At 64.6% G+C, this 25,090-nt stretch carries 21 protein-coding genes; 15 read left to right on the plus strand and 6 right to left on the minus strand.

The window, feature by feature from the left end:
- The first annotated feature begins 173 nt into the window (after positions 1–173).
- Together glxR and U1R88_RS11560 are read left to right on the plus strand one after the other, a co-directional pair.
- Positions 174–1,067 carry a 2-hydroxy-3-oxopropionate reductase gene (glxR, locus tag U1R88_RS11555; RefSeq protein ID WP_068292041.1) on the plus strand — a complete coding sequence of 298 codons (894 nt, stop codon included), beginning with the start codon at positions 174–176 and terminating at the stop codon, positions 1,065–1,067.
- A gap of 168 nt (positions 1,068–1,235) precedes the next feature.
- On the plus strand, positions 1,236–2,483 hold the full coding sequence (locus U1R88_RS11560) for a glycerate kinase type-2 family protein (RefSeq protein WP_425545428.1): 1,248 nt from the start codon (positions 1,236–1,238) through the stop codon (positions 2,481–2,483).
- An 869-nt stretch (positions 2,484–3,352) separates the two neighbouring features.
- On the opposite strand, the gene U1R88_RS11565 is transcribed toward U1R88_RS11560, so the two are convergent.
- Positions 3,353–4,687 (minus strand): urate hydroxylase PuuD, encoded by a 1,335-nt coding sequence (locus U1R88_RS11565; RefSeq protein ID WP_322431381.1) that lies wholly within the window; start codon positions 4,685–4,687, stop codon positions 3,353–3,355.
- Between the two features lie 315 nt (positions 4,688–5,002).
- Between U1R88_RS11565 and U1R88_RS11570 the strand changes: the two genes are divergently transcribed.
- The 3 genes from U1R88_RS11570 to puuE all read left to right on the plus strand — a co-directional run bounded on the left by U1R88_RS11570 (position 5,003) and on the right by puuE (position 7,953).
- On the plus strand, positions 5,003–5,956 hold the full coding sequence (locus U1R88_RS11570; RefSeq protein ID WP_322431382.1) for a LysR family transcriptional regulator: 954 nt from the start codon (positions 5,003–5,005) through the stop codon (positions 5,954–5,956).
- A gap of 209 nt (positions 5,957–6,165) precedes the next feature.
- Positions 6,166–6,519: a hydroxyisourate hydrolase gene (gene uraH / locus U1R88_RS11575; RefSeq protein WP_322431383.1), complete on the plus strand. Its 354-nt coding sequence runs from the start codon at positions 6,166–6,168 to the stop codon at positions 6,517–6,519.
- A gap of 12 nt (positions 6,520–6,531) precedes the next feature.
- A complete protein-coding gene (puuE, locus tag U1R88_RS11580) occupies positions 6,532–7,953 on the plus strand; it encodes an allantoinase PuuE (protein WP_322431384.1) in 1,422 nt (473 codons plus the stop codon).
- A gap of 88 nt (positions 7,954–8,041) precedes the next feature.
- On the opposite strand, the gene U1R88_RS11585 is transcribed toward puuE, so the two are convergent.
- Positions 8,042–9,130, minus strand: a complete 1,089-nt coding sequence (locus tag U1R88_RS11585) for an AI-2E family transporter (RefSeq protein WP_068292023.1) — start codon at positions 9,128–9,130, stop codon at positions 8,042–8,044.
- A 368-nt stretch (positions 9,131–9,498) separates the two neighbouring features.
- Between U1R88_RS11585 and glgX the strand changes: the two genes are divergently transcribed.
- The 3 genes from glgX (at position 9,499) to U1R88_RS11600 (ending at position 12,771) form a co-directional block, all read left to right on the plus strand.
- The gene (gene glgX, locus U1R88_RS11590; RefSeq protein ID WP_322431385.1) at positions 9,499–11,616 is read left to right on the plus strand and encodes a glycogen debranching protein GlgX; all 2,118 of its coding nucleotides are present in this window, start codon (positions 9,499–9,501) and stop codon (positions 11,614–11,616) included.
- A 135-nt stretch (positions 11,617–11,751) separates the two neighbouring features.
- Complete coding sequence (locus U1R88_RS11595) at positions 11,752–12,129, plus strand: response regulator (RefSeq protein ID WP_322431386.1); 378 nt, start codon at positions 11,752–11,754, stop codon at positions 12,127–12,129.
- A gap of 153 nt (positions 12,130–12,282) precedes the next feature.
- Complete coding sequence (locus tag U1R88_RS11600; protein ID WP_322431387.1) at positions 12,283–12,771, plus strand: response regulator; 489 nt, start codon at positions 12,283–12,285, stop codon at positions 12,769–12,771.
- Positions 12,772–12,784: 13 nt separating this feature from the next.
- Here the strand turns inward: U1R88_RS11600 and U1R88_RS11605 are convergent, their stop codons facing one another.
- Both U1R88_RS11605 and U1R88_RS11610 read right to left on the minus strand, forming a co-directional pair.
- On the minus strand, positions 12,785–14,014 hold the full coding sequence (locus tag U1R88_RS11605; protein ID WP_322431388.1) for an MFS transporter: 1,230 nt from the start codon (positions 14,012–14,014) through the stop codon (positions 12,785–12,787).
- A gap of 146 nt (positions 14,015–14,160) precedes the next feature.
- Positions 14,161–14,952: a response regulator gene (locus U1R88_RS11610; protein WP_322431389.1), complete on the minus strand. Its 792-nt coding sequence runs from the start codon at positions 14,950–14,952 to the stop codon at positions 14,161–14,163.
- Positions 14,953–15,403: 451 nt separating this feature from the next.
- Between U1R88_RS11610 and U1R88_RS11615 the strand changes: the two genes are divergently transcribed.
- From U1R88_RS11615 to U1R88_RS11630, 4 genes are all read left to right on the plus strand, one after another.
- The gene (locus tag U1R88_RS11615; RefSeq protein WP_068292011.1) at positions 15,404–15,625 is read left to right on the plus strand and encodes a NepR family anti-sigma factor; all 222 of its coding nucleotides are present in this window, start codon (positions 15,404–15,406) and stop codon (positions 15,623–15,625) included.
- Complete coding sequence (locus tag U1R88_RS11620) at positions 15,612–16,169, plus strand: sigma-70 family RNA polymerase sigma factor (RefSeq protein ID WP_068292008.1); 558 nt, start codon at positions 15,612–15,614, stop codon at positions 16,167–16,169. The genes U1R88_RS11615 and U1R88_RS11620 overlap by 14 nt, the downstream gene beginning before the upstream one ends.
- A gap of 50 nt (positions 16,170–16,219) precedes the next feature.
- Positions 16,220–17,884 carry a sensor histidine kinase gene (locus U1R88_RS11625; RefSeq protein ID WP_322431390.1) on the plus strand — a complete coding sequence of 555 codons (1,665 nt, stop codon included), beginning with the start codon at positions 16,220–16,222 and terminating at the stop codon, positions 17,882–17,884.
- Between the two features lie 268 nt (positions 17,885–18,152).
- A complete protein-coding gene (locus U1R88_RS11630; protein WP_156771344.1) occupies positions 18,153–18,290 on the plus strand; it encodes a hypothetical protein in 138 nt (45 codons plus the stop codon).
- Positions 18,291–18,375: 85 nt separating this feature from the next.
- Here the strand turns inward: U1R88_RS11630 and U1R88_RS11635 are convergent, their stop codons facing one another.
- Complete coding sequence (locus tag U1R88_RS11635) at positions 18,376–20,361, minus strand: response regulator (protein WP_322431391.1); 1,986 nt, start codon at positions 20,359–20,361, stop codon at positions 18,376–18,378.
- Between the two features lie 675 nt (positions 20,362–21,036).
- Between U1R88_RS11635 and U1R88_RS11640 the strand changes: the two genes are divergently transcribed.
- The 3 genes from U1R88_RS11640 to U1R88_RS11650 all read left to right on the plus strand — a co-directional run bounded on the left by U1R88_RS11640 (position 21,037) and on the right by U1R88_RS11650 (position 24,319).
- Complete coding sequence (locus U1R88_RS11640; protein WP_322431392.1) at positions 21,037–21,327, plus strand: DUF2934 domain-containing protein; 291 nt, start codon at positions 21,037–21,039, stop codon at positions 21,325–21,327.
- 243 nt (positions 21,328–21,570) lie between these two features.
- Positions 21,571–23,292, plus strand: a complete 1,722-nt coding sequence (gene argS / locus U1R88_RS11645) for an arginine--tRNA ligase (protein ID WP_322431393.1) — start codon at positions 21,571–21,573, stop codon at positions 23,290–23,292.
- 85 nt (positions 23,293–23,377) lie between these two features.
- Positions 23,378–24,319: a Gfo/Idh/MocA family protein gene (locus U1R88_RS11650; RefSeq protein WP_322431394.1), complete on the plus strand. Its 942-nt coding sequence runs from the start codon at positions 23,378–23,380 to the stop codon at positions 24,317–24,319.
- Between the two features lie 15 nt (positions 24,320–24,334).
- On the opposite strand, the gene U1R88_RS11655 is transcribed toward U1R88_RS11650, so the two are convergent.
- Complete coding sequence (locus tag U1R88_RS11655) at positions 24,335–25,087, minus strand: SDR family NAD(P)-dependent oxidoreductase (RefSeq protein WP_322431395.1); 753 nt, start codon at positions 25,085–25,087, stop codon at positions 24,335–24,337.
- Positions 25,088–25,090 lie beyond the last annotated feature (3 nt).

The following is a 25,090-nucleotide window of genomic DNA, read 5'->3' on the forward strand; positions in this document are numbered from 1 at the left end:
ACTCCGCAGTTCCTGCGGAACCGCTAGGGGTCCCGGCAGGGGGATGAGGGGTCTTGCAGACCTCTCAAAGTCCGGCGTCTCCACCCCTCATCCGGCGCTTCGCGCCACCTTCTCCCACAAGGGGAGAAGGCGAATAGCCCGGCGTTTGCGCTTCTAGAACAAGGATCTTCACCATGAATATCGGTTTTGTCGGACTGGGCATCATGGGTTCCCCGATGGCGGGGCACCTGATCGCGGCCGGTCACACGCTCTTCCTCACCACGCTCGGCAATGTGCCCGAGGAACTCGTCAAGGCCGGCGGCAAGGCCGAGCCGACCGCAGCCGACGTTGCCCGCAAGGCCGACATCATCATCACCATGGTGCCCGACACCCCGGACGTGGAAACCGTGCTGTTCGGCAAGAATGGCGTCGCCGAAGGCCTCTCTGCCGGCAAGCTCGTCATCGACATGAGTTCGATCTCGCCCGTTGAGACCAAGAAATTCGCCAAGCGCATCAACGAGCTCGGCTGCGACTATCTCGACGCGCCGGTCTCGGGCGGCGAGGTCGGTGCCAAGGCCGCATCCCTCACCATCATGGTCGGCGGACCGGAAGCCGCCTTCGAGCGCGCCAGGCCACTGTTCGAGACAATGGGCAAGAACATCACGCTGGTCGGCGGCAATGGCGATGGCCAGACCACCAAGGTCGCCAACCAGATCATCGTCGCCCTCAACATCGAGGCGGTCGGCGAGGCCCTGCTGTTCGCCTCCCGCGCCGGCGCCGATCCGGCCAAGGTGCGCGAGGCTCTGATGGGCGGCTTCGCCGCCTCGCGCATCCTGGAGGTGCATGGCGACCGCATGGTCAAGCGCACCTTCGACCCGGGTTTCCGCATCGCCCTGCACCAGAAGGACCTCAACCTCGCCCTCACCACGGCCCGCCAGCTCGGCCTTTCCCTGCCCAACACCGCCACGGCACAGGAACTGTTCAATGCCTGCGTCTCGCATGGCGGCGCGGCCTGGGACCATTCCGGCCTGGTCCGAGCCCTGGAGATCATGGCCAATTACGAGATCGGCGCGCCGGTCAAGGGTTGACGCCAGCACGCGCCGGCTCTCGACCGGCCGTAGCGTTGTCCCGCGCCCTGTCCCCGCTCGGAGTGGACTGGGGACAGGGTGAGGGGCGGCGCGACACACATAATAATTCGCAAAAGCTTTTCTTCCTCTGAAAGGTTCGCCATGTCGGAGCGGGCATTGTTGACATCGATGTTCGAGGCGGCAGTGGCGGCGGCGACGCCTTCTGCCTGCATGCCGGCCTTCCTGCCGCGGCCGCCGAAGGGGCGGACCATCGTCGTCGGCGCCGGCAAGGCTGCTGCCGCCATGGCCAAGGCCCTGGAAGACACCTGGGACGGGCCGCTTCAGGGCGTGGTGGTGACGCGCTACGGCCATGCCGTGCCTTGCCAGCGCATCACGGTGATCGAAGCCGCTCATCCCGTGCCGGATCTCAACGGCGTCAAGGCCGCCGCGCGCATGCTGGCCCTGGTGGAAGGGGCCGGGGAAGACGATCTCGTCATCGCCCTGATCTCGGGCGGCGGCTCGGCCCTGCTCAGCCTCCCGGCCGATGGGCTGCTGCTTTCCGACAAGCAGGCGATCAACAAGGCGCTGCTCAAATCGGGCGCACCGATCGACGAGATGAACTGCGTGCGCAAGCATCTGTCCGCCATCAAGGGCGGGCGGTTGGCCGCCGCCGCTTTTCCGGCCCGCGTCGTCAGCCTGGTGATTTCCGACGTGCCGGGCGACGATCTCGCCGCCATCGCCTCCGGCCCCACCGTGGCCGATCCCACCAGCTTTGCCGATGCCCGCGCCATCCTCGTCCGCTATGGCATAGACGGGCCAGCCCCCGTGATCGCCCATCTCGAGGCAGCACTGGAGGAGACGCCCAAGCCCGGGGATCCGCGCCTGGCGCGCTGCGAGACTCATCTGATCGCTTCGCCCCAGCAGTCGTTGCTCGCCGCGGCGGCGGTTGCCCGCAAGGCCGGTATCACGCCGATCATCCTGGGCGATTCCCTGGAGGGGGAAGCCCGCGATGTCGGCATCGTCATGGCCGGCATCGCCCGCCAGGTCGCCCAGCACGGCCAGCCCGCCGCCGCACCTTGCGTGCTGATTTCGGGCGGCGAGACCACGGTCACCGTGCGCGGCACGGGCCGGGGCGGCCGCAATGTCGAATATCTGCTCTCGCTCGCCGTCAAGCTCGGCGGACAGCGCGGCATCCATGCCCTGGCCGGCGATACCGACGGTGTCGACGGCGCCGAGGAAGTGGCCGGTGCGGTGATCGACCCCACAAGTCTTGCACGCGCCCGCGCCGCCGGACTCGATCCGATCGCCAGCCTCGACAACAACGATGCCCATACCCTGTTTCAGGCCCTTGGCGACCAGATCGTCACCGGTCCGACCTTGACCAATGTCAATGATTTCAGGGCTGTTCTCGTGTTGTCCGAGGGAATGAAGCTGTGATGAGACTAGCCCTCGCGACACCAGCTATCTCCTGTGGAGACCGTGCCATGGTCCCGCTCGACGAGCTGGCGGTCTGTTCCACCGACAAAGGTGCGCTGACGCGGCTCTATCTCATGCCGGAGCATGCCGAAGGAGCCTCCCCCGCCAGCGGGAGGCTCTTTGGATTCGTGGTGCTCTCCGTCCCGTTTCGCCGTTTTCGGCAGGGGCCGCGCCACGGTATAGCGGCCGCGGGGCGGGATTCTCTCTCGCCGATACAGGACGCAGCGCACCTGCCTTTTCCTGCGAAGTGCGGGCGTCGGCGCGCTTCCCGATAGTGCGGTGTTTCTTTTCCGCGCCGTATGCCGGAAATGGCGCGGATATCCCTTGCCGGCTTCGGCTGTCTGATCCACCCGTCTGGCAATTTCAATATGGAGCGCAGGAATCCTTCCCCGACGTCGTGGAAGCTGTCACCGCGCAGCGGCGACGGAAGGGGGAGAGTGGCGCCAACAGGTCGGAGGATGGCAAGATCGCGCCACTCGACCTCAACCTCAACTCCACCCGACCTCGCTGTGCCCGGCCACCCTCCCTGACGTCAGGGAGGGTGGCCGGCGCCCTATCCGCCCATGCTGCGGTGTGCGGCAGCCGAAGCCAGGGACGAAACCTCGCGCGCCTTTCTCGAACCACGGGACGTGGGCATGCGGCAGCCTCTGGCGAGAAAGGCGGTTTCCGCCTTTGCTCGCTCTGCTTCGATCAACCCGTCGCCGAAACGGATGGGCACGCCGACCGGGTGCTCGGCGATAGGACATTGGCCCAAGACAAAAAAAGGCCCCGCAAGCGGGGCCATCGCACATGTCGAGGGAAATAGGAGGGAAACTAACGCCGAGACGGATTCAGCGGACGGCGAGCTGGACGGCGGAACCCGTTGCTGCAGACTTGGCTTCAACTGCTTTGGTTTCGGCGGACTTGCCGGCGTCGACCGGCGTGGCCTGCGCTGCCGCCTTCTCGCTCCTGAGCACCCAATCGCGCAGCACGCGGCGTTCGTTCAGGGTCATTTCGGTCACGTTGTTGGGCGGCATGGCATGCGTCATCACCGATTGCACGAAGACTTCATGCTCGTTGCGGGCGATATTGGTGGGCGAATCCAGGAGCACGCCCTTGGGCGGCATGTTGATGCCCTGATAGACTGGCGTCTCGGCATGGCACATCGAGCAGCGGCTGGTGATGATATCGTGCACCGGCCCCGGCACGGTGGCGGCGAGCGTGGTTTCGGTTGCCGCCGGCGCCTCGATGGCGCCGAGGTCGAAGGCATCGCGGAAGGCCGGCGAGCGGAAGGCGCTGATCCAGATGGCGCCGAAGATCAGGATGGCCGCAAGCGCCCAGGTCCACCATTTGTCGCCGCGACCGGCATGGCGTTCGTTGTAGAACACGCGGATCAGAGCGCCGGCGACCAGGATCAGGCCGACCACCAGGAAGGCGTAGGGGCTGGAATAGGTAAGCGGGTAGTGGTTGGACAGCATCAGGAACAGCACGGGCAGCGTCAGGTAGTTGTTGTGCGAGGAGCGCTGCTTGGCCGCCTTGCCGAGCGCCGGATCGGGCACCTGCCCGGCCTTGAGCGCGGCGATCACCTTGTGCTGGTTGGGGATGATGATGAAGAACACATTGGCCGACATCATCGTTGCCATCAGCGCGCCGGTATGGATGAAGGCGCCGCGGGCCGAGAACATCTGCTGGAAGAACCAGGCCATGAACACCACGAACACCAGGCCGATGCCGGCGAGCAGCGTCTCGTTCTTGCCGATCGGGGATTTGCACAGGAAATCGTAGACCAGCCAGCCGGCGGCGAGGCCGCCAATGCCGACCACCAGGGCCACGGCCGGCGACAATACCCGCACGCTGGGATCGATCAGGAGCAGGCTGGATTGGGCGTAATAGACCCACAGCAACAGGCAGAAGCCGGTCAGCCAGGTCGAGTAGGACTGCCATTTGTGCCAGGTCAGGTGCTCGGGCAGGAAGTCAGGCGCCACCAGATATTTCTGCACCTGGTAGAAGCCGCCGCCATGGACTTCCCAGGCCTCGCCGCCTTGACCCGCGGGGATCTTCGGGGTGGGGCGCATGCTTGCGTCCAGATGCATGAAGTAGAACGAGGAGCCGATCCAGGCGATGCCGGTGATGACATGGGCCCAGCGCAACATCAGACTGCCCCATTCGTACAGGGTCATCAGCATAGGTTATTTCCTCCCATTTCCGTCCCTGCCTGGAAAGCGGCACTTTACGACCGGCTTACACAAGGCATGATTATTTCCTACAGTCACGGCAAGAACCGCCGGCCCGAAGGGCTGACAAGCAAGAGTCTCGCCAGTTTGAGTGTCCTCGATCCGCATTCTATTCATCGAATGAGGTCGAGAACGAAGAGTCGGCTCCGGCCGCAGGCAGAACGAGGGGGAGCATGATCAAGCACAAGCAGTCTTTGGCCGGGCGCTGCATCCGTTTCGATCAACGAACAGCAGTCGCCGCCGATCTGTCCTACGGAACCGCCCGCCATGCTTGAAAATTTCCGTTCCTTCGCCCGCGCCGTCGAAGCAGGCAGCTTCTCCGAAGCCGGCCGCCGCATGCGGGTTTCCGCCAATGTGATCAGCCAGCGCATCCAGGCGCTGGAAAACCACCTCGGCTGCCGGCTGTTCAATCGCACGACCCGCAATATGGGCCTGACCGAACAGGGCCGGATCTTCTACGACCATGTCATCGACGCCCTGCACACCATCGACATGGCCGAGGCCAATATCGGCGAACTCGGCGCCATGCCGCTGGGTTCGATCCGGGTCGCCGCGCCGCTCGGCCTGGGTCGGCGCCTCGTCGGCCCGACCGCCGCGGCCTATCGCGACACCCATCCCCAGATCGACGTGCAATTGCGCCTGTCCGAGCGCCGCCTCGACATCATCGCCGAATCCTGCGACCTCGCTTTGCAATTCGTCACCTATGCCGACGGCTCGATGATCATGCGCAAGATCGCCGATGCCGAGCGTGTCCTGTGTGCCTCCCCCGCCTATATCGAGCGCGCCGGCATGCCGATGACGCCGGCCGATCTGGCGCGCCACCAATGCCTGCTCCTGCGCTTTCCCGGCTCGCGTGAGTTCCGCTGGTCCCTCAGCCAGGATGGCGACGAAATCAGCGTTCCGATCAAGGGCTCGCTCGACGCCGACGACGGCGACGTGCTCACCGCCTGGGCGCTTGACGGGCGCGGCATCGTGCTCAAGCCGGTCTACGAAATTGCCGATGCGCTTGCCCAAGGTCGTCTGGTTCCTGTTCTGACCGCCAATCCGCCACCGCCTGCCACGCTGGCCGTGCTCTATCCGACGCGAAATCTGGTGCCCCTCAAGGTAAAGGCTTTCGCCGACCTGCTGGTCGAGCGTGGCCGACGCTATCTCGCGACCGAGCTCGCCCGGCTGGGGCCCTTGCCGTCCGGCCTGTCATCCTTGCAGGAAAATGAAGCCTGACACGCTCCATCAAGCCTCAGGACGGCCTGCAGCAGAAGAGTATTCTTTATCGAAACATCTTCACAAAATATTTGGAAATGCCGGGCGGCAAAGTCGCTATGGTCTGGGGTGCGGCCTGATGGGCCGTGCCAGCGAAAACATTTCGCGGTCCGGGCGGATCGCAAGGGTGTGCTCGAAGCCACCCAAAGACAGGATCGGGTGAGGACGACATGGGAAGGCTCTCCACGCATGTGCTCGACGTCTCCAGGGGCAAGCCCGCGCAGGGCGTGACCATCGAACTCCAGCGGCTGGATGCAGCGGGTGGGCGCGTCAGCGTGACGACCACGACGACGAACCAGGATGGCCGCACCGACCAGCCTTTGATGGTGGGCGATGCCTTCGTGCCGGGCGTCTATGAGCTCATCTTCCACATCGGTGCCTATTTCCGCGGTCTCGGCGCCATCGGGGCCGGCGAATTCCTCGATGTCGTGCCTTTGCGCGTGACGCTCGCTGACAAGGATGGCCACTACCATGTGCCGCTGGTCTGCTCGCCCTTCAGCTATTCGACCTATCGGGGCTCGTGAGTGATGACCGCAATGACGCAAGAAACCTATGATCGCGACCTCATCGGTTATGCCGGCAAGCCGCCCCACGCGGCGTGGCCCGGCAAGGCGAGGGTCTGCCTGCAATTCGTGGTGAATTACGAGGAGGGCGGCGAGAACTGCATCCTGCATGGTGATGCGGCCTCGGAGGCCTTCCTGTCCGAGATCGTGGGCGCCCAGCCCTGGCCGGGCCAGCGCCACATGAACATGGAATCGATCTACGAATATGGCTCGCGCGTCGGCTTCTGGCGCCTGCACCGGATGTTCACCGAGCGCCAGATCCCGGTCACCGTCTTCGGTATCGCCAGTGCCATGCAGCGCAATCCCGGGGCCGTGGCCGCCATGGTCGAGGCCGGTTGGGAAATCGCCAGCCACGGCCTGAAATGGATCGATTATCGCGACTACACCAAGGAAGGCGAACGCGAGCACATCGAGGAGGCCATCCGCGTCCACACCGAGGTCACCGGTTCCAGGCCGCTCGGCTTCTATCAGGGCCGCACCTCGGCCCGGACGCTGCAATTGACCATGGAGGAGGGCGGCTTTCTCTATTCGGCCGATTCCTATGCCGACGAACTGCCCTACTGGGTCGAAGGGCCGCGGGGGCCCCAGCTGATCGTGCCCTATACGCTCGACGCCAACGACATGCGCTTCGCCACGCCCCAGGGCTTCAACAGCGGCGACCAGTTCTTCGCCTATCTCAAGGACAGCTTCGACACGCTCTATGCCGAAGGCACCGAGCAGCCGGCGATGATGTCCATCGGCCTGCATTGCCGCCTGGTCGGCCGCCCCGGCCGCGCCGCTGCGCTCGCCCGCTTCCTCGATTATGCCCGCAGCCATGCCGATGTCTGGTTCGCCACCCGCCTCGACATCGCCCGTCACTGGATCCGTCAGCACCCGCCGGAAGGCGGCTATGTGCCGACGCGCCTCAACCGCGCTCTGTTCGTCGAGCGCTTCGGCGGCGTGTTCGAGCATTCGCCCTGGGTGGCGGAAGGCGCCTACGACAAGGGCCTGACGCCGGCCGAGGACACGGCCGAAGGCCTGCATGCGGCGATGATGAAGGTGCTGGTCTCGGCGTCCGACGAGGCCAAGCTCGCCTTGATCATGGCGCATCCCGACCTGGCCGGCAAACTGGCCCAGGCCAAGATGCTGACTGCCGAATCCTCCGCCGAGCAGGCTTCCGCCGGCCTCGACCGCCTCACCCCCGCCGAGCTCGAGCGGTTCACCGAGCTCAACGACGCCTACAAGGCCCGGTTCGGCTTCCTGTTCATCATGGCGATCAAGGGACGCAGCAAGGCCGAGATCGTCGCCGCCTTCGAGCGGCGCCTGCAGCATGACCGGAACCAGGAATTCGCCGAGGCCGTCAAGCAGATCGGCGAGATCGCCCGCCTGCGCCTGAAGGACATGCTGCCGGGCTGAGCGGGAGGTATGGCGGAGGACAGGTGTGCCGATCTCCAGATCGGCACACCGATTCCGCACCTCGCCCAGCAAAATCCGGATTGCCGCCTCATGCCTCCAGGAAACGGCCGATATTGTTGAGAGGCCCGACCCCATCGCAGATGATCTTGAGGATGGCGAGCATCGGAACCGCCAGGATGGCCCCTGGCGCGCCCCATAGCCAGAACCAGAAGATCAGCGCCAGGATGATCAGCACCGGGTTGAGGGTGAAGCGCTTGGCCAGCAGCATGGGCGTGACGATTTCGCCCTCGATCAGGTGGATCACCAGATAGAGGCCGGCCGGCAGGAAAGCTGTCAGCATGGTGTCGAACTGCAGCAGGCCGGCAAAGGCGAACAGGGCAACTCCGAAGAAGGGGCCTATGATCGGCACGAAATTGAGGGCGAAGGCAACGACAGCCCACAATACGGGGTCTCCGAGCCCGGTGGCCCACATGGTCAGGCCGGTCGCCAGCCCCACCAGCCCGTTCATCACGGTGATCGTCGCCAGATAGATCGAGATGTTTTCCTCGATCTGCTGCGACAGCGTCACGACCTGCCGCTTGTCGCTGAAGCGGGGCAGGATTTCGACCATCCGGCGCAGGAAGGTGTCGCCAGACACCAGCAGGAAGTACAGGATCAGGATCGTCTCGAAGAAGCCGCTGGCGAAATGCTGCGTGCCGCGGAAAGCCGCGCCGAGAATGTCGACATTAGCGCCCCCGCTGGCGCCGATCTGCTGCATGAAGCTCTGGAAGGTCTGGATCGGCTGGTTGAGGAAGGAAAGGCGCTGCTGAAGCCGCGGCAGGGCGTCCGGCAGGCGGGTGGCCCATTCGGTGGCGGGACCTGCGACCGCGGCCCCCAGCCCCACGAACAGGCCGAAGAAGACGAAGATCATCAGGAGGGCGGCGATGCTGCGCGGCAGGCGGAACCGCTCGAGCTGGCGCATGATCGGCTGGAACAGCAGTTTCAGCACGAAGGCGAGCACCAGCGGCAGGATGATGTCGGCGGCGACATAGGCGATCGTCAGGCTCGCCAGAACGAGCAGGCAGGCCTGGATGGCCGTCTGGGGCGAGACGCCGCTGGGCCCCTCGTCGAGCTCGACAGGGGCAGCGGGCGGCGCGGCGGGCTTGTCGGCGGAAAGGGAACTGGTCTGATCTTGCATACATGCCCCTGCTGGTGGCCCGGATTCGTTGTCTTCTCATCGGGAGTGCCTCGTTAGCACGCCACGGTCAGGCCCAACACAATGGGAGGCCTGAGAGTTCCGGCCTATATCAAATGGAAGGCGATCGGGCCGGGTTCCCGGCGTTGATACAGCTTGTCGAGCCTTGGGATGACTGCCGGCTGGGGCGTGTCGCGAAGCGTGCGGCACTTTTCCGACCCTGGCGCGTTTCATGTGAAACCGGATTTGCAACGAAGCCCAAATGCTTGCATCGCTCCATGTTGCAGTGCAGTGTGCCGCCGTGATGCGCGGTACCTCTCGCTGCTCTATGAGCGGGTGGTCCGCAGGACGGCCGAACGGGAGACGATGGCATGACCCAGCTCTTCGGCACGCGGATCCGTGAAGGACATCCCCACCCGCGAGGGGCGATCTGGGATGGGGCGGGCACCAATTTCGCGCTGTTTTCGGCGAATGCCACCAAGGTCGAGGTCTGCCTGTTCGATCCGAGCGGCGTCGAGGAGCTCGAGCGCATCGAATTGCCTGAGTTCACCGACGAGATCTGGCATGGTTATCTGCCCGATGTCAGCCCCGGCATGCTCTATGGCTATCGCGTGCACGGCCCTTACGAGCCCGAGGCCGGTCACCGCTTCAATCCCAACAAGCTCCTGCTCGACCCCTATGCTCGCGCCCATGTCGGCGCGTTGAAATGGGATCCGGCCTTGTTCGGCTATACGCTCGGAGAGGGCGATCTCAGCTTCGATACGCGCGACAGCGCCCCCTTCATGCCCCGCTGCATGGTGGTGGATGCGCGTTTTGACTGGCCGGGCAATCGTTCGCTGGTGCCCTGGGACCAGACCATCATCTACGAGACCCATGTGAAGGGCTTCACCAAGCGCCATCCCGGGATCGCGCCAGCCTTGCAGGGCACCTATGCCGGCCTCGCCTCGATCCAGTCCCTCGAACATATCCGCTCGCTCGGTGTCACCACCGTCGAGCTCCTGCCGGTCCATACCTTCGTCGACGACGATCACCTGCTCCAGCGTGGCCTGAGAAACTACTGGGGCTACAATTCCATCGGCTTTTTCGCGCCCGATCCGCGTTATGCCGCCGACCCCGCTGGCGTGCTGGCTGAATTCAAGCAGATGGTGGCGCGTTTCCACGATGCCGGCCTCGAGGTCATCCTCGACGTCGTCTACAACCACACCGCTGAGGGCAATGAACTCGGCCCGACCCTGTCCTTCAAGGGGATAGACAACGCCTCCTATTACCGGCTGATGCCCGATCAGCCGCGCTACTACATCAACGATACCGGCACCGGCAACACCCTCAATGTCAGCCATCCACGCGTGATCCAGATGGTGACGGACAGCCTGCGCTACTGGGTGAACGAGATGCATGTCGACGGCTTCCGCTTCGACCTCGGCACCGTGCTGGCCCGCGAGGTCGATGGCTTCAATCCCGATAGCGGCTTCCTCAAGGCTGTCAGCCAGGATCCGGTGCTGGAGAATGTCAAGCTGATCGCCGAACCCTGGGATGTCGGGCTCGGCGGCTACCAGGTCGGCGGCTTCACGCCCGGCTGGGCCGAGTGGAACGACGTCTATCGCGATACGGCGCGCGACTTCTGGCGGGGCGAGGCCCGGCCTGCGGCCCTGGCGCCGCGCCTGTGCGGCTCGCCGGACAAGTTCGACCATCGCGGTCGCAAGTCCTGGGCCTCGGTCAATTTCGTCACCGCCCATGACGGTTTCACGCTGCGCGACCTGGTTTCCTATAATGACCGCCATAACGAGGCCAATGGCGAGGATAATCGCGACGGCAGCTCCAACAACCGCTCCTGGAATTGCGGTGTCGAGGGGCCGAGCGAGGATGCTGCCGTCACAGATCTGCGCGAGCGTCAGATGCGCAATTTCCTGGCGTTGCTGCTGCTGTCCCAGGGGACGCCGATGATCGTGGCCGGCGACGAGTTCGGCCGCAGCCAGCAAGGCAACAACAATGCCTACTGCCAGGACAACGAGACCAGCTGGCTCGATTGGCAGGCGGCGGAAGAAGGCAAGGCGCTGACCGACTTCGTCCGCAGGCTGACGGCGCTCAGACGTAAATATCCCATTCTGCGGCGATCACGCTTTCTGATCGGCGAGCGCATCAACGAGGCGATCGACGTGCGCGAGGCGACCTGGATCCATCGCAGCGGCGAGGAAATGACGCGGTCGCACTGGGACGATACGGGTGAACCTGCCTGCTTCGGCCTGTTGCTGGACGGCCGGGCCCAGGCCAGCGGCATCCGCAAGCGTGGATCGGACGCCACGCTGCTCGTCCTGCTCAATGCCCATCACGAGACGATGAGCTTCACCATGCCTCCCTGCTATGACGGTTCGGCCTGGAAACGCCTGGTCGCCACCGACGATCCGGGCCTGCCCGAAGCCGACATCGCCGTCGGTGACGCCTATGCGCTTGCCGGCCGCTCGCTGGTCCTGTTCGAGCGCGTCGATTGAGCGCGCTCCTGTTTTCCCGGCCAGATCGTCTATAGTGGTTCGAGCGCCCCGGGGCGCCCATTTCAGCAGCTAGTGATTCTCAGTTCCGGAAGCGGTTTCCGGCTGCAATTTCGATTTGAGTCCGAGATCCGAAGCATGGCCGATCACGACAAGAGAACCATCCTCGTCGTCGAAGACGAGGCAGTCATCCAACTGCTCGTCGTCGATATCCTGAACGATCTCGGCTTTGCCACGCTGGAGGCCAAGGATGCCGATGCGGCCCTTCCCCTGCTGGAGGGTGCGCAGAACATCGATCTGCTGATCACGGATATCGGGCTGCCGGGCATGAACGGATGGGATCTAGCCCGGCGGGCGCGCGAGGCAAGGCCGGCGCTGAAGGTGCTCTTCCTCACCGGTTATGAAGCCGCCGAGCGGCAGGATCTCGAAATGGATGAAGGACAGGACGTCGTCGTCAAGCCCTTCGAGACCGGCGAATTCGAGGCCAAGGTCCGGTCGATGCTGCCCGAAGGTTGAGTCGGAACAAAGGCCTGCTTCGGGCGTTCGTTCCCCAGAGCAGACGAGCATTCCCGGTTGAATGCTCGTTTGCCTCAACTCGTTGTTTCGAAACGCCTTTGCGATGCCGATCCATTGCGGGACGTCCTGACGGAGCCTGAGGGGACAAGAGCCGTGAAACAGCAAGCCTTCGCCGAGCCAGCCATGCACAACGCGCCGGAACATCGCACGGGCCCACGCAAGCCGGTCCATGGCGGTCCCGGCGCCGAATCAGGAGGCGACGATGTCGACGGTGCCCCTCCGGTCACCGTGGTGCTGGTCGATGACGACAAGGATGTCAGGCTGATCACGGCCGATTTGCTCGAAGATGCCGGCTTCAGGGTGCTGCAGGCCGGTCGCGCCGAAGCTGCGCTCGACATCCTGGCCTCGAACGGGGATGCCCGGGTCTTGATCACCGATGTCCGCATGCCCGGGCCGATGAGCGGCTATGATCTTGCCTTGAAGGCCAGGGAACGCTGGCCCAGTCTGGAAATCATGTTCGTCTCCGGCTTTGGCCTGCCGGAGCGGCGTCGGCTCTATTTCGACTGCCTCCTGGTCAGCAAACCCTTCAATCCCGACGAATTCGTCCATCAGGTGCGCGGCCTGGCTGAGCGGTCGAACTGAGCGGCGTGCGCCGTCAGGCCATGTCGGGCAGGGCACGCAGCCTTGGCACGCGGGACAGCAGGATGACCAGGAGCTGGACCAGGAAGCCGATGGCGGCCGCGCCCAGGCAGGCTGCTGCGCCGGCGTGAGCGGCGATGAAGGCGCCCGCCGCCGCTCCGACCGGCCTTGCTCCGAAGGTTGCGGTCATGACCAGGGCCGAGACCCGTCCCAGCATGGCGTTGGGTGTAATCGCCTGCCGGAGCGTCGTGGTGGTGATCGTCCACAGGATCGGCCCGGCGCCGAACAGGAAATAGCTGAATGCGGCCAGGAACGGGGAGGGAAACCATACCGTCCCGAGCATGAGGAGCGCGGCGCAGAAACCCCCGAGCGGTCCGAGCACGATCATGGTGCCGAAGGAGACGCGTCGCGCCAGTGCCGGTGCGATGCCGGCGCCGGCAATCATGCCGGCCCCATAGATGCCGAGGGTGATGCCGACTTCCAAGGCCGTCAATCCGAGTACCTGCACGGCGTAGGCGACATAGACGGCCTGGATGCAGAACCAGCCAATATTGAAGAAGACGGCGGTCAGGAGAATCGGCCTCAGCAGGTCGTGGCGGATGACGAAGGCGGCTCCCTCCTTGAGATCGTGCAGGAGCCTGCGACCGGTACGGGCCGCCATCTCTTCCTTCGGCAGGCCGGTGAGCAGGAGCACCGCCCAGATCGAGAGGATGGCGGAGAGGACATAGGCGACGGGCGCCCCGGTCCAGCCGACCAGGGCGCCGCCCAGGGCCGGGCCGCCGGCATAGGCGGCGCTGCGCGCCAGTTCCAGCCAGCGATTGGCGTCGGCAAGCCGGGCGCGCGGCACCAGCGTGGGGATCAGGGCCGGGGCGGCGACGCTGTAGCACACCGTGCCGATCGCACCGATGCAGCCGAGCAGGGCCAGCAGGAACAGGCTCATCCGGCCGAGGCCGAGCAGCAGGACGGTGAGCGCAAGCGAGAGCGCACGCAACGCCTCCGATGCCGCCATCAGCCTTCGCCGCGAAGCCCGATCGGCGATCAGGCCGGCGGGGATGGAGAGCAGGAGAAAGGGCAGGGTCTGGGCCGTCTGGAGCCAGCCTGTCTCGGCGGGGCCGGCGGCGAGCAGGATCACGGCCGCGAGGGGCGCGGCGGCAAGGGCGATCTGCTCGGAGAGCTGGGCAAGGAGGTTCGACCAGCCGATGCGCCGGAAGGCCGGTGGCAGGCGGTCTGTTTCGGGCATCTTCATGACAAGCCTCGGCAAGGAAAGGATCGCCGAGACAAAAGCCGATAGCCCGGGTACCAGCCACCCGTTTCCTGTGCTTGCCGAAGAAGCCCGTGTTTATCGGGCTGCTCGTCGCGGGGCGAGGCCTCGGCCCTCGCAGGGAAGGCGATTCAGGCCGGGCGGATGCTGGCCCGTTTGTCGAAGAACAGAGCCTGGCTGATCGTGGCCTTCACGATTTCGGGCCGGAAGGGCTTGGTGATCAGGAAGGTCGGTTCCGGCTGCTGGCCGGTCAGCAGCCTTTCGGGATAGGCCGTGATGAAGATCACCGGCAGTTCCACGCTCGTCAGGATCTCGTTCACGGCCTTCAGGCCGGAGCTGCCATCGGCAAGCTGGATGTCGGCGAGGATCAGGCCAGGGGAGTGTTCCGCCACCTGGGCGAGCGCCTGGGCATGGGTACGGGCGATGCCGACGACGCTGTGCCCAAGTTCTTCCACGATCGATTGCAGGTCGAGCGCGATGATCGGCTCGTCCTCGATGATCAGGATCTCGGTGGCGATCTGGCGGGCGATCTCCTCGGTCGCCTCGACCACCAGGGTGATCACTTCCTTCTCGTCGACGCGCATGATGATGGCTGCCTCTTCCGAGGAAAAGCCTTCCATCGTGGTCAGCAGGAAGGCCTGGCGTGAGCGCGGGGCCAGGCGTTCCAGGCGTTGCTCCGGCGAAATGCCCTCGACCTGCTTGGCCGGCTCCATGTTCAAAGCCAGGGAAGACCACAGTCTCAGGAATACCTGATAGAGCGCGATGCGCGGCGGCAGGGCGCGCGGAAAGGAGCCAGGATCGGCAACCAGGGTCTCCAGCGTCTCGACCACATAGGCGTCGCCGCTGGCCTGGCTGCCGCTCAGGGCCCGGGAAAAACGCCTCAGATAAGGCAGTTGCGGCGCGATCTCGGCTGCGATCGACATTGAACATGCTCCCAGAGCAAAGCGCGTCATGGTGAAAAGCGCTTTTATTCTAACTCTTTGTTTCCAAGCCAATCCAACGGATTGGACAGTGCGTCCTTGCGATTCTCAGGTGATCCCGTCCCATCGCAAAACGCTTTGATCGGTCGCTCATGCGGCATCGGAAGAGCACCACAGACGAATAGTTCCTGACAATGAATTTATTTCTTCGACAGGATGGAACGTATTCGGCATGGGATGCGTTTCGCCGGTTGGCATTGCATTGTGTCTTCACCGACGACGGGCCTTCACCTTGCCCAGGCAGAGTTTCCCGGTGGAGCCCGTGGACGGGCTTCACCAAAAACTCTGCAAATGTTCGGTGTCGTGCAGATTCCTCCCGAGCGGGTCCATGGCCTGATCGAGAGGAATCTGCCTGGAAGCAATGGCGGTGCCAAGCCGTTTCACGGGAGTAGTAATGTCGAGGAATAAGAAGCCAGACGAGGATCTGCCCGATCAGAGCCCCCCCGATGGCGGCAAGCTCGATCCGCAGATCCGCGACTATGTCGCTCGCTCCCTGCAGGCCCATTACGAATCGATCGTCCGGGCGCCCGTGCCCGACAGGTTTTTGACACTCCTGGCCGAGCTCGAAGAGCAGGAGAAGAAGGCCGGGGAGGGCAAGGACGATGAGCGGCGATAGCTTCAAGGACGGGCTCATCGCACATATTCCCAGTCTGCGTGCCTTCGCCGCGTCCCTGTCGGGTTCGATCACCCTGGCGGACGATCTGGTGCAGGATACGCTGCTCAAGGCCTGGGCCAATGCCGATAAGTTCGAGCCGGGCACCAATATGCGAGCCTGGTTGTTCACCATCCTGCGCAACATCTACTACTCGCTCTACCGCAAGCGTTCGCGCGAGGTGCAGGATAGCGATGGGGTCTATGCCGAGCGCCTTGCCGTCCATGCCGACCAGGAAGGGCACCTGGCGATCGCTGATTTCACGGCGGCCCTCGCCAAGTTGCCCGAGGAACAGCGCGAGGCCCTGATCATGGTGGGCGCTTCGGGTATCTCCTATGAGGAGGCGGCGGAGATCTGCGGCGTTGCGCTCGGTACCATCAAGAGCCGTGTCAACCGGGCGAGGTCGCGGCTGGCCGAGATGCTCTCGACCAGCGATGCGGATGAAACGGGGCCGGATGCCAAGATGCTGGCAGCGCTACGGGCCGGCGGGCGCGAGCCTTCCTCGTGACGGCCCGCTTTCGCCAAGTCTTCAATAGGATCTTGGTTATCAATAAGATCTTGGCCTTCGATACGGTCCAGGCCAAGCTACTGACCTTCTTCCTGATGGTCGCCATACCGGTCGGCGCCATCACCAGCATCATCGCGGTGGTGACCTATCGCGACGACGTCAAGACGATCGAGACATCCCAGGCACAGACTGTCGGCAATTTCGTCGTGCGCATGGGCATCTGGTATGTCGGCGTGCTCAGGGGGCTGATGATCTCGGCTGCCGAAGTCACGACAGGCGCTTCCTGCGAGGCCGTCGGCAAGGCCAATGTCGGACAGCTCGACGGCTACCAGGCCCTGCTGATCCAGGGCGATGGCAGCCCGGCCTGCCTGTTTTCAGGTATATCCGGCCTGGACCGGTCCACGCTTGCCGCCGAATTGGCGGCACAGGCTGCCAAGCCGGTGGTTCAGCCCCGCGCCGTGTTGTCGCCCGTAGCCAGCCGCTATGATTCGGTGGTGCTCGGAGGCGAACGCCGGCTCGTCGTCTATGCCCGGCGCGAGGGCAAGCCTGATGCGCCGGGCTGGCAGGCGCTGCTGGTGGTCGCCCCGCAGGCCCTCGATCGTGTCTTCAACCTCGGTGACGGTGCGCGTGACTTCGTCGCTGCCCTGATCACCGTGCATGAGGACATCGTGTTCGCGCGGGGGCGTCCGGCGGGCGACAATGGCTGGCTGCCAGCCAAGGGGACCTTTCCCGTGACCCGTCAGCGCTGGGTTGCCGTCAGCGGCGCAGGCCAGACGCGGATCTACTATGCCATGCCGGCCGCGCCCGATCTCTATATCGTCGCCAGCTTCCGAGACATCCATCTGCGTGCCGCCCGCTCGCAATTCCTTTTCCTGCTGCTGGCTCCTCTCGCCGCGCTGCTGTTGCTGCTGGTCGTCTTTGCCCGGGTAATGAAGCGGCATCTGGTGCAATGGCTCAAAGGCATCGAGGCCGCATCGCGGGCCAGGCGCCATTCCGGCTGGGGACGTGTGCCGCTCAGTGCCCAGATGCCGTCGGACATTCGCAATGTGGTGGTGGCCTTCAACGACATGGTCGAAGAGCAGGAAGCACGCGAGCACCGCCTGCAGACGGCGCTTGCGGCCAACCATGCCCTTACCCGCGAGCTGCATCACCGGGTGAAGAACAATCTCCAGGTGGTGCAGAGCTATATCGGCCTTTCCAAGAATGCCTATGCCGGCGATGCCCGCATGGCCTTGAGCGAGGCCGAATGCAGGGTTCACGTGCTGTCGGCGGCCTATCGCGGCGCCCTGTCGGAGGGCGAGATGCATCCGGTGGCGATCGAGCCCTTCCTGCGTGATGTCACGCAGGTGATCGGCAGGCTGCTGTGCCGTCCCGGGCAGGCCATGATCTTACGCGGCCGGACCGAGATGGTGCTGCCGGTGGATCGCGCCATCCCCCTTGGCCTGCTCGTGGTCGACCATGCCTCCGCCATCCTCCACGCGGGCTCGGCACTCGTCCTCACGCTCGACATCGGGGATCTCGATGGCGGGCGGTTCGGCTTCGGATTTTCGGCCGACAGGCCGGTGGAGCCGCCACAGCCCTCGCGCATCCTGCTGGGTCTCGTGCAGCAGCTCGATGCGGCCGAGATGAAGGACCTCGCCTCGGGCGACCTGGGCGCTTGGGAGCTTGCCGCTGCCGACGATGCTGAGAAGCAGGTGGGAGATCGGGAAGCCTAACAGTTTGCCCGGCGGCTCTTTCCAATCGGCTCTTCCGCAGCGGAATAACCCTTGCCAATGGTCATGGAGTGCCTATGTTCCTTATGAGGGTACCGGCAGGCGATCATCGATTAGGCGATGTTCTCCCACCGGCGCTGCTCAGGCTAGGTGCCGCCTCATGTTCGGTCGGTGCAGGATTGTTAGGAAATTGTAACTGAACTTTGCGCCTGCTGGCGCGTTAACAATTCAGCATGATCGGACGTTTGGCCGAGTATCAGGGGTATAGAACATGATGAACACTCTGCTTGCGGTTCTCTCGACCTTGCTGGCCACGGGGCTTTGCACCCTCGCGGTAGCGTCGATGCGCCAGCCGGCCCGCGTCAAGGTCGTCGCGCGGCGCAACAGGCGGTCCCTGCCCCGGGATTGAGCCGGTTTCGTAGCAAGTAGGACGGAATGGGGGAGGAACTCGTGTTCCTCCCCCATTCCGTTTGATGGAGCAGGAACGGCCACCCTCATCCGTCGATTGCCGCCCGGATGCGGCGCGAGAGCTGGTCGATCGAATAGGGTTTGTAGAGTGGCCTGGTGTCGAGGCCTGATATCTCGACCCGGCCATTGTCGTCAGGGGCGTAGCCGGTGGTGAACAGCACCTTGATGCCGGGGGAATGGGCCCGGGCGCGGCTCGCGAGTTCGCCGCCATTCATCCCGGGCATGACGATGTCGGTGAACAGCAAGGTGATGGGCCGACCGGCCGCGACGAAACCGAGGGCTTCGCTCGGCGACGCGGCTTCGAGAATGGTGTAGCCGAGCCCGCGCAAGGCTTCCACTGCCATGGAGCGCACCCTGTCCTCATCCTCTACCACCAGCACCGTTTCGCCGGCATGGCCGTGGAAGGTGGTGGGAAGCCCGTCCCACAGAGGGGGATGTGTCTCGGCAGCTTCCGAGCGTGGTAAATAGAGCCGGATCGTGGTGCCCTGACCGAGCGTCGACTCGATCGTGACATGGCCGCCGGTCTGGCGCACGAAGCCGAAGACCTGGCTGAGGCCCATGCCGGTGCCCTTGCCCACGCCCTTGGTGGTGAAGAAGGGGTCGAAGGCCCGAGCAGCCACGTCTTCCGACATGCCGATGCCCGTATCCACCACCGCCACGCTGAGATAGGGGCCGGAGGCGATGCCGAATTCCTCGGCCTGGGTGCGGCCCAGCATGGCGTTGCTGGTTTCGATGGTGAGTTCGCCACCATCGGGCATGGCGTCGCGGGCGTTCACCGACATGTTGAGCAGGGCGTTTTCCAGCTGGCTCCTGTCGGTCTCCACCGCCCAGCCGTCCGGCGCCAGGATCGTGGTGATGTGGATATGCTCGCCCAGCGTGCGCGACAACAGGTCGGCCATGTCGGCGATCATGGCGTTGGGCGACACGGCTTCCACCGTCAGCGGCTGCTGACGGGAGAAGGCGAGCAGGCGCTTGGTCAGTGCGGCGGCGCGTTCGGCGCCGTCGAGGGCGCCGTCGATATAGCGTCCGACATTGGTCTGGCCGCGCTCCAGCTTGCGCTTGAGCAAAGTGAGGCCCCCGATGACCACGGCGAGCATGTTGTTGAAATCATGAGCGATGCCACCGGTGAGCTGCCCGAGCGCCTCGACTTTCTGCAACTGATGCAGGCTGTTCTCGGCCGTGGCCCGGGCGGCTATGGCGGCCTGGACCCGCTGTTCCAGCGTCTCGTTGAGTTCGCGGAGCCCGGCCTCCGCCTCCCTCTGCCTGGAAATGTCGGTATTGGTGCCGAACCAGCGCAGGATCCGGCCGGTATCATCCCGGACCGGGGCGACGCGGGTAAGGAAAGGGCGGAAGATGCCGTCCCTGCCGCGAAGCGGGAAGACCATCTCGAAGGCGCTGCCCTGTTCGAGCGATTCCCGCCAATGCGCGATGATATCCGGCAACTGCCTGCGGTCATGCACCGAGCGCCAGCCCCATCCCTGCATCTGCTCGAGCGACGATCCCGTGTAGTCATACCAGCGTTGATTGTACCAGTAGATGCCGCCATGCGCGGCGGCCATCCAGCACAGGATCGGGATGTTGTCCGCCAGGGTGCGGAAATTGGCCTCGCTTTCACGTAGGGCGGTTTCGGCTGCCCGGATGCGCAGCAAGGCTCGGACGGAGGCGACGAGTTCGACCGGTTCCCAGGGCTGGGCGAGGCAGGAATCGGCACCCGCTTCCAGCGCCCGCATGCGATTGTCGCCCGAAACGAAGGATGCCGAGGTCTGCAGCACCAGAGTCTCGGGGTAATCCTGCTTGATGATACGGCAAAGGTCATGGCCGCTCATGTCGGGCAGCCTCTCTTCGAGCAACACCAGGGTTGGGCGTCGCTCGCGGACGAGGACGAGGGCATCGAAGCCCGAACCTGCTTCGATCACGTCGATTTCGCTTGCCCGGCCAAGGGCCTCGGTCTTGGCGCGCCGCTCGACCACGTGGTCGTCGAGGTTGAGGACGAGATGGCGTCGAAACTCCATTGTACCCACCAAGATCACCGCCCTGTCAGGGGCTGCATTCCCATCTGCATCCTAACACGGATGCCTGAGGCGTTTTGTGATTAGACGGACGCATCAAGGATCACAAAGACGCACTCGCCAATCCGTGGATTGGCTTGGAAACAAGGAACTAGAGCAAGCAAGCGTCCAATCGTGAACGCGTTGGCTCTGAAGAACGCTCCTGCGGGATGGAAGGTTCCGGGCTCGATGCCACCGACTGTTTCGACCGTTCGGGGTGCCGTGGACACTGCCATCATACCCTGAACTTGCCATGCTCAGGCGCGCGGTCTATCGTTGTTCATTCAGTGATAAGGGCTATCAAAGCGCTTTGAGATATCGATTTTGATTGAAATCTGACTTCCTCACCCTATCTTAACCAGGTCGCGCATCCGCCTTCCGAAGGTTGCTCCGTTGAGGGGGAAGGAAATTGATCGCAGCGGGGAACCGCCGGGATCATGGCGGGTTGAGGCTATGTGCCCTCGCGCGATGCTCGCCGCGCCCGGCTTGTTCCGGGCACCTGGACGATAGGTGTTTTGAGTTCGTCCGCGGGGACCGGAAGCCGCCGGTCGCGGTAGATTCAGGTTTGAGCCTGACAAGGCCAGACAGACTCTAGGCCATGGGCGTTACTTGCCATAACCCAGACCGGGAGAGACATTGATGAGCAATGAGATAGAACAGAAGATCCGCGACAAGGCCCATGAATTATGGGTCTTGGACGGACAGCCGGAGGGGCGCGAATTGTTCCATTGGGACCTCGCACGCCAGCTGGTGCTGCAGGAGAATACGGCCGAGTTCACGTTGGTGCCGACACCGCCTTGCATCGAGGATCTGATCGACCCGCTGGCCGCGCCGGACAATCTGCGCGAGATCCCGGACCTCACCCATCTCGGGGAAGATGCGTTGGAACCCGAAATGCCGCTCAAGAAGGTCGCCGGGGGGCGGGGCTGAAACCGATCGCCGAGAGCATGGCTCTCGTCATGCGGCCGGAGCGCGAAGGTGCGTTCCGGCCTCGAGCTGTGGCTGCCCGTCCAGTGCCGATGATGGCCCTGGCTTTTCCAGGCCCAATCCTTGAAATTCGCCCTTTCGGGCGGCTGAAATCGCAAATTCCACCCCCAATGCCCGCCTGACGCTTGCCTCCGGGCGCCAAGGTGCTTACTGCGAACGCTGACCGAATTGATAGGAAGCGTCCGCATGTCTGCCTCTTTGAACCGCCTCGTCGACGAGATGTTGGCGAATGCCTTTTCAGCCTGTGGATTGCCGACCGAGACTGCCCGCGCCACCCGCTCCACCCTGCCTGATCTCGCGGACCTGCAATGCAACGGCGCGATGCCGCTCGCCAAGAGCCTCAAGCGCAATCCGCGCGAGCTTGCGGCCGAGATCGCCGAAAAGCTCCAGGGCCTGCCGGCCTTCAAGGAAGTCTCGGTGGCCGGCCCCGGCTTCCTCAATCTGCGCCTTTCCGATGCCTTCCTCTCCGAATGCGCCGCGGCCCAGGCTGCCTCGCCCGATCTCGGCATCGTGCAACTGCCGGCTGATACGGTGGTGCTCGACTATGGCGGCCCCAACGTCGCCAAGCCGTTGCATGTTGGCCATCTGCGCGCGCTGGTGATCGGCGAGAGCCTGCGGCGCATCAACGCCGCCCAGGGCCTCAACACGGTTTCCGACATCCATCTCGGCGATTGGGGCCTGCAGATGGGCCAGCTGATTTCGGAAATCCGGCTGCGCTGGCCTGATCTCGGCCCGGGCGAGGCGCCGGACCTGACCATGGACGACCTGCAGCGGCTCTATCCGGAGGCGGCGGCGGCCTGCAAGGCCGATCCCGCCCGCATGGAACTGGCCCGTGCCGCCACCGCCGCCCTGCAGGCCGGCGATCCCGACGCCACGGCGATCTGGCAGAAGCTGCGCGACATCTCGCTGACGGCCCAGCGCGTCGACATCGATCTTCTCGACACCCATTTCGATCTGTTCCTGGGCGAAAGCGACGTGCAGCCGCTGATCCCCGGCATGATCGCCGACATGCGCGCCAAGGGCGTGGCGGTGGAAAGCGACGGCGCCCTGATCGTCGACGTCGCCACCCCCGGCGACAACAAGCCGATGCCCCCGCTCTTGCTGCAGAAGAAGGACGGTGCCGCCCTCTACGCCACCACCGATCTCGCCACCATCGTGGCACGGGTGCGCGACCAGGATCCCAAGCGCATCGTCTATGTCGTCGACCAGCGCCAGGAGCTGCATTTCCGCCAGGTCTTCAAGGCAGCGGAGCGGGGGGATCTGGCGCCGGGCGTCGAGCTGATCCATGCCGGCTTCGGCACGGTGAACGGCTCGGACGGCAAGCCCTACAAGACGCGCGATGGCGGGGTGGCCCTGCTCAAGGACCTGATCGGCGAGGCGATCGAGAAAGCCGGCGAGCGGCTGGTCAATGACGATCCGACGCTCGACCGCATCGAACTCGCCAAGCTGGTGGGCATTGCCGCGCTCAAATTCGCCGATCTCTCATCCTACCGCATCTCGGGCTACATCTACGACGCGGACCGCATGGTCTCCTTCGAGGGCAAGACCGGGCCCTATGTGCAATATGCCTGCGTGCGCATCGGCTCCATCCTGGCCAATGCCGAGGCCAAGGGCTATCAGGCCGGTGCCCTGCAGGTGACGGCTCCGGCCGAGCGCGCTTTGGTGCTCGAATGCGCCAGGCTGCCTGAAGTGGTCGCCTCGGCCGGACGCAACAATGCGCCGAACGAGGTCGCCGACTACGTCTTCTCGGTGGCGCAAGCCTTCAGCCGCTTCTACACCGATTGCCCAGTGCTGGCGGCCGACACGGAAGCCGAGCGGGCCTCGCGCCTGGCCCTGTGCGGTCTCGCCCGCGCCGTACTGGCCAAGGGGCTGTGGTTGCTCGGCATCGCAGTTCCCGAGCGGATGTGATGCGCCGAGCGCGGGAGTCCCTTCCCGCGCTCGCGATTTGCTGCTACGCACGCCTCGAATTGACTGACAAATAGAGGCGACCTTCATGAGCCAGCATTCCATCGCCATCATCGGCGTCGGCAAGATCGCGGTCGACCAGCATCTGCCTGTTATCGCCAAGAATCCCGCCTTCCGGCTGGCCGCGCTGGTGAGCCAGCGCGGCATCGAGCAAGCGGGTGTGCCGACCTTCCGCACCCCGGCCGAGCTCTATGCGGCGATGCCGGATCTCGACGCTGTGGCGATCTGCACGCCGCCCTCGGTGCGCCACCAGGTGGCGCTGGAGGCGCTGAATGCCGGCATGAACGTGCTTCTGGAAAAGCCGCCGGCGCCTACCGTCAGCGAATTGGCCGACCTCGTGCGCCAGGCCGCGGCGCGGCGCTGCGTGCTGTTCGCCACCTGGCACTCGCAATACAATGCCGGCGTGGAGGAGGCGAAGAAGCGCCTTGCCGGCCGCAAGATCGCCTCCCTCGCCATCACCTGGAAGGAAGATGTGCGGCGCTGGCATCCGGGCCAGGAATGGATCTGGCAGCCCGGCGGCTTCGGTGTGTTCGATCCCGGCATCAACGCGCTGTCGATCCTCACCGAGATCGCGCCCGAGCCCTTCTTCGTCACGGCCGCGACGCTGACCTATCCTGCCAATCGCGATACGCCGATCGCGGCCAGACTCACCTTCGCCTCCGATGCCGGCCTGCCCGGCGCTGAACTGACGGCCGAGTTCGACTGGCGCCAGACCGGCGACCAGACCTGGACCATCGAGATGGTCGTCGAGGACGGCACCCGGCTCACCCTGATCGACGGCGGCTCCAAGCTCGCCGTCAACGGCAACCTGACCGTGGCCGAGCCGATGGCCGAATATGAAGGCATCTATGCCCGCTTCGCCGGCCTGCTCGATCGCGGCGAGAGCGCGGTCGATGCCGCGCCCTTCCATCTGGTCGCCGACGCCATGGTGGTGGGCAAGCGCGAGACGACCGACGCCTTCGAATGGTAATCGCCCGAAGCGGCCTCAATAAGTTGCCCGGCCGCCGGAAAGATCGAATACCGCGCCCGTGGTGAAGGAATTCTCCTTGGTGGCCAGCCAGCAGATCATGGCGGCCGCCTCGGTGAGCTCCAGCATGCGTCCGCGCGGGATCTTGGAGAGAATCATCTTCAGGAAGTCCGGATCCTGGCTCATCGCCATCGTGGTCTTGGCCACGGCCGGCGTCACGGCATTGACCGAGATGTCGTATTTGGCGAGTTCCTTCCCGAGCGACTTGGTCAGGGCGAGCACGCCGGCCTTGGTGGCGGAATAGGCGGGCGCGCCGGGATTGCCTTCCTTGCCGGCGACCGAGCTCAGATTGACGATGCGCCCGTAATTGCGGGTGATCATGTGCGGCACCACGGCATGGCAGACATGGAAGGTGCCGATCAGCCCGACATGCACCACTTCGGCGAAGGCTTCGGGTGGGTATTCCCAGGTATTGGCATTGGGGCCGACGATCGCGGCATTGTTGATGAGGACGTCGATCTGGCCGAAGCGCGCCAGGGTCTGCGTGACGCCGGCCTCCACCGAGGCGAGGTCGCCGATGTCGACATTGAGGGCCTGGATCTTGCCCTCCCGGCCATATTTGGCCTCCAGGGCCTGCAGCAGGGAAGCGTCCCGGTCCCAGATCGAGACGTTGCCGCCGCCGGCCAGGATGCGTTCGGCGACCGTAAGCCCGATGCCCTGGCCACCTCCGGTGACGATGGCGGCCTGTCCTGCGAAATCGTAACTGTTCATGGG

The sequence above is a fragment of the Labrys sedimenti genome (genome assembly GCF_034424805.1).
GTDB lineage: Bacteria > Pseudomonadota > Alphaproteobacteria > Rhizobiales > Labraceae > Labrys > Labrys sedimenti.